The sequence below is a fragment of the Methylobacterium sp. WL116 genome (assembly GCF_008039455.1).
Classification (GTDB): Bacteria; Pseudomonadota; Alphaproteobacteria; order Rhizobiales; family Beijerinckiaceae; genus Methylobacterium.
The window spans coordinates 1-3,796 of the sequence record NZ_VRUV01000445.1 but is presented as its reverse complement, the minus strand read 5'-3'; the positions used below and the strand labels follow the sequence as shown (position 1 = coordinate 3,796).

Sequence of the window (3,796 nt, the reverse complement as noted above, 5' to 3'; positions counted from 1 at the left end):
GCCGAGAATGTGGGTCTCAGGCTGGCCGCCCATCGTCGCGACGGTGGCGTTGGGCCCGCCGGTGGTCGAGACGATGAGCTCCTGCACGCCGCGCATCGCGCCAGAGACGACCTTCTTGAAGCCCTCCACCTTGTCGGTCGTGGCTGCAAGCAGCTTCAAGGTGGCGAGGAACGCCTTCGGCGTGGGCGCACCGAAGGCCGGTCCGTTGACCAGCACGAGGTCCTGGGTGACGTCCCCTTCGGAACCTTCCAGCCGTTCGCCCTTGACGCCGATGATCTTCACGGCGAGACCGCGGGGCGTCGAGACGCTGTCGTCGAGGAGGTCACCGGGGAGGGTCGAGAGGCGCATGACCACGGGATAGGTCGCCGCCTTGGAAAACAGGCCCTGGGCCAGCATGGGCGGAAGCCCCGAGGCCACCTCAAGCTCGCCCTCAAGGAACCCGTGGCTCTTGGCGTGGACGCTGCGGATCGCGTGGCCGCCGTCCGCCAGGGTCTTCTCGCTGACCGAGCGCATCGTCTCCATCAGGCCCTGCGCCGTCTCCGCCTCATCGTCGGCGACGGTTTCGACGTCGGGGCTGTAACGAAGGTAGAAGTCACTCGCATCGACCATGATCGTTCCTCGGGGCGGGAGCGCTGGCACGACCGGGGACCGGTCGCCTTCCGTCCTTGCCCACTGAACATGGCCAAGGCCACCCGACTTCGACGGTTCCGAAGGCTCGGTCCGGTCGAACGCTCGCGCACGCGATCCGAACGATGGAGCACCGAGGCGGGGCCAATTGGCGTCGTGACGGGATCAGGTGGGCTCGGTGTCCGGAGGCTCGCCCTCAATGCGCTCCGGCTCGCCTTCGTCCATTCCGCCGACCAGGCGGAACTGGCTCGGCGCTGCCCCGAACTCGACCTCGAACGCCTTGCTGAACGCGCTCCGGCTCGCGTAGCCAACGGTGGCGGCGACGACCTTCACCGGCAGGTCGGTGCCGCTGAGGAGACGGGAGGCGATCCGCAGGCGGACCCTCTGGACGAACTCCATCGGACCCTGCCCGAAGGCCGCGGCGAACGCTTCGGCGAAGCTGGTCCGGCCCATGCCGGCGAGGGCCGCCAAGCTATCGACGGAGTATGGCGCACCCGGCTGTTCGAGGACCGCCAGGACGGCGCGGGCAAGCTTCGGGTTCTGTAGGGCCGCCAGGATCGGAGAGGTGAAATCACTCGCCGTCAGGTGCCGGCGGAGTAGGATGATGAGGCACTGCTTCATCAGCACCTCCGTCATCGCCTGTGTTGCGAGATCGGGGCTCGTCACCTCGGAGAGCATGAGCTCGAAGGCGTAGCGCAGGACCGGATCCGCGGGGAAAGTCTCCACCATCGGGGCCTGGAACAGCTCGAACAGACCCATCGCGCCGGTGTGCGTATCGGCGATCTGGCCACATACGAAAAGCGCATCAGGGCTGCCGTCGCCGGCCGTGAAGGAGATCAGGCTGTCACCGTGGAGGTTACAGTGATCCTCGGCGCGGACCTCGCCGACGCAGTCCTCGGCGGCGCCGAGGCTGTGTGAGTGCCGAGCCGGCACGACGATGATGGTGTGGGGCGCAAAGGATCGCCAAGGTCCTTGCCCGACCCGGAGGCTCCCGGTCCCGCGCAGCACGTAGTGGACGGTGATCGCCTCGAACGGGCTAAAGCCCAGGCGCCATCCGCGTTGTATGGTGCAGACGGAGAACGAGCGCAGCCGCACCGCGAGCGTAACGAGAAGGCGGTCGAGAAGGTCGGCTCCCATGGTTGCGGAGTATGCGTCACTGCTGGCGAAAGCCCCAACGATTTCGAGCAGTTGGGGCAGCGAAGCTGACACGCTGCTCTCGACCCAACCCAGCCGCCCGGGCCGCCGTGGGCGCTTCTCCAAAGCAGCCGTTCATCAGCTCTCATGCAACTTCGGCTCGGGGTGGGTAGCGGAAGTGAGCCACTCGCCTCGAAGCGGACGTTCCGCATCCGACCCAAGCCAATCGGTCGGAACTGTCTAACAATAGCCCGTAAGCGGACCCAAGCTGTGCGGAACGTCGTCCTCAGCGGGCATCGTCCGAAATCGCTCTCAGCTCGCGTACTGCACTTTCGATCTGAGCTTCGGTCAGTGACGAGTAGCCGAACACGAGCACGTCGTCCCGCGCTTCGGGGTCGAAGTGATAGGCGGCCCCGCTGGACAGTGCGTAGACTCCGATGCCTTGCTCGCGTGCTGCGACCTGGATCTTCCTGGCAGGTGGAAAGCCTTCCGGTAGTCGCCAGATCAAGTGCAAGCCGCTCTCAAAGCCAAGGATGATGGGCTCCCGGAACGTCTCCCGCAGCGCCCGCACAAGGCAGTCGCGCCGCAACTTGTAGACGTGTCTTAGCCGACGTAGGTGCCGGTCGAAGTGTCCCTCGTCGATGAAGGTGGCCAGCGCAGCCTGCTCGAGCCAGGCCTGGCCGTTGCTCATCCGGGCCTTCAGCATCCGCGCCTCGTCCCAGAACAGGCGTGGGACCGTGGCGTAGCCGATGCGCAGGCCCGCTCCCACCGATTTCGAGAAGGTGCCAACGTAGAAGACGCGCCGTCCCCCATCGAGGCCGGCCAGGGCGGTCAGCGGCGGCCCGTCGTACCGAAAGTCGCTGTCGTAGTCGTCCTCGACGATGTAGCTGTCGGTCTCCTCGGCCCAGCGCAGGAGGTCCAGCCGTCGGGTCAGCGGCATGATCGCGCCGGTCGGGAACTGGTGCGAGGGCGTGACGTACAGCAGGCTGCCCCGGTCCTTGGGCAGCAGATCGGTCCGCAGGCCGTCGCCGTCGACCGGGACCGGATGGATGGTCATGCCGGCGCTCCTGAAGATCAGGGAGGCCCCGAGATAGCAGGGGTTCTCGATGCAGAGCTGCCGGGTGTGGGACTTCAGCAGGTTGAAGACGAGATTAAGGGCATCTTGCCCGCCCGTCGTTACGATCACCTGATCCTCCGTGACCGCGACCGCTCGGGCGCGCCGTAGGTGGGTGCTGATGGCCCTCCGTAATTCAGGAAGGCCAGCCGGATCGCAGTAGTCGGTGAGATAAGCGGTCTCCTGCGACAGGAGACGGTTCACGATCCGCCGCCAGATGCGCAGAGGAAACCCGGTGGGGTCAGAGCGTCCGACCCAGAAGTCGAGCGTCGGTCGATCGCCGCCGCCGCCCGGCGAGCCGGCAAAGCAGAGCAGGGGCTCGCCGGCCTCGTCCGGGACTGGTCCGTTGGTCAGGGGCTGGCCGCTACGCTGAAGCAGCAGGAGGCTGTCCGGCGGGATGGGCTCCACGAACAGGCCCGCGGTGCCGCGCGCCTTGACGTAGCCCTCGGCTGCGAGCCGTTCGTAGGCGGCGTTCACGGTGTTGCGCGAGATCCCTGAACGCTCGGCCAGCAGGCGGCTCGGCGGCAGCGCCATTCCGGCCGTGAGCTTTCCTTCCAGGATGATTGCTCGGACTTGATCGAACACCTGGGCCTGCAGCGGCTTGGCGGAAGTCGCATCCAGCGTGAGCGTCAGTTCCACTCGTCACCTCCCTCGGCGCCGTCGCGAGCCACAAGGGGTCCGTCCAAGCGCGACAAAACGGTTGGTACCATGGGTCATACTCAGTTTGGCCCTTTCGCTTGACCAAAATTTGGAATTGTTTGCAGCTTAGTGCACCCTACGAACGGGTTGGGCTTGCCATCCGGAACGCCAAGAAGGCCGGACGCCCGACGGTGGAGGAAACATGAACGAAATCGTCAAGCCGGACTCCCTGATCGTCGCGGAGGCCGAGAGCCTGACCGAGACCTTCTTCGGCGGCTGCCC

The 3,796-nt window shown here is 66.2% G+C and carries 2 protein-coding genes and 1 pseudogene; all 3 read right to left on the bottom strand.

Annotated elements, in window-relative coordinates; translation table 11 throughout:
* Window positions 1-609 (bottom strand): annotated as a pseudogene (locus FV223_RS22420) (catalase); the annotation flags it as partial.
* A 183-nt stretch (window positions 610-792) separates the two neighbouring features.
* Window positions 793-1,836, bottom strand: a complete 1,044-nt coding sequence (locus FV223_RS22415) for an AraC family transcriptional regulator (protein ID WP_147729064.1) — start codon at window positions 1,834-1,836, stop codon at window positions 793-795.
* A 211-nt stretch (window positions 1,837-2,047) separates the two neighbouring features.
* The gene (locus FV223_RS22410; protein WP_147729063.1) at window positions 2,048-3,514 is read right to left on the bottom strand and encodes a PLP-dependent aminotransferase family protein; all 1,467 of its coding nucleotides are present in this window, start codon (window positions 3,512-3,514) and stop codon (window positions 2,048-2,050) included.
* Window positions 3,515-3,796: the final 282 nt, after the last annotated feature.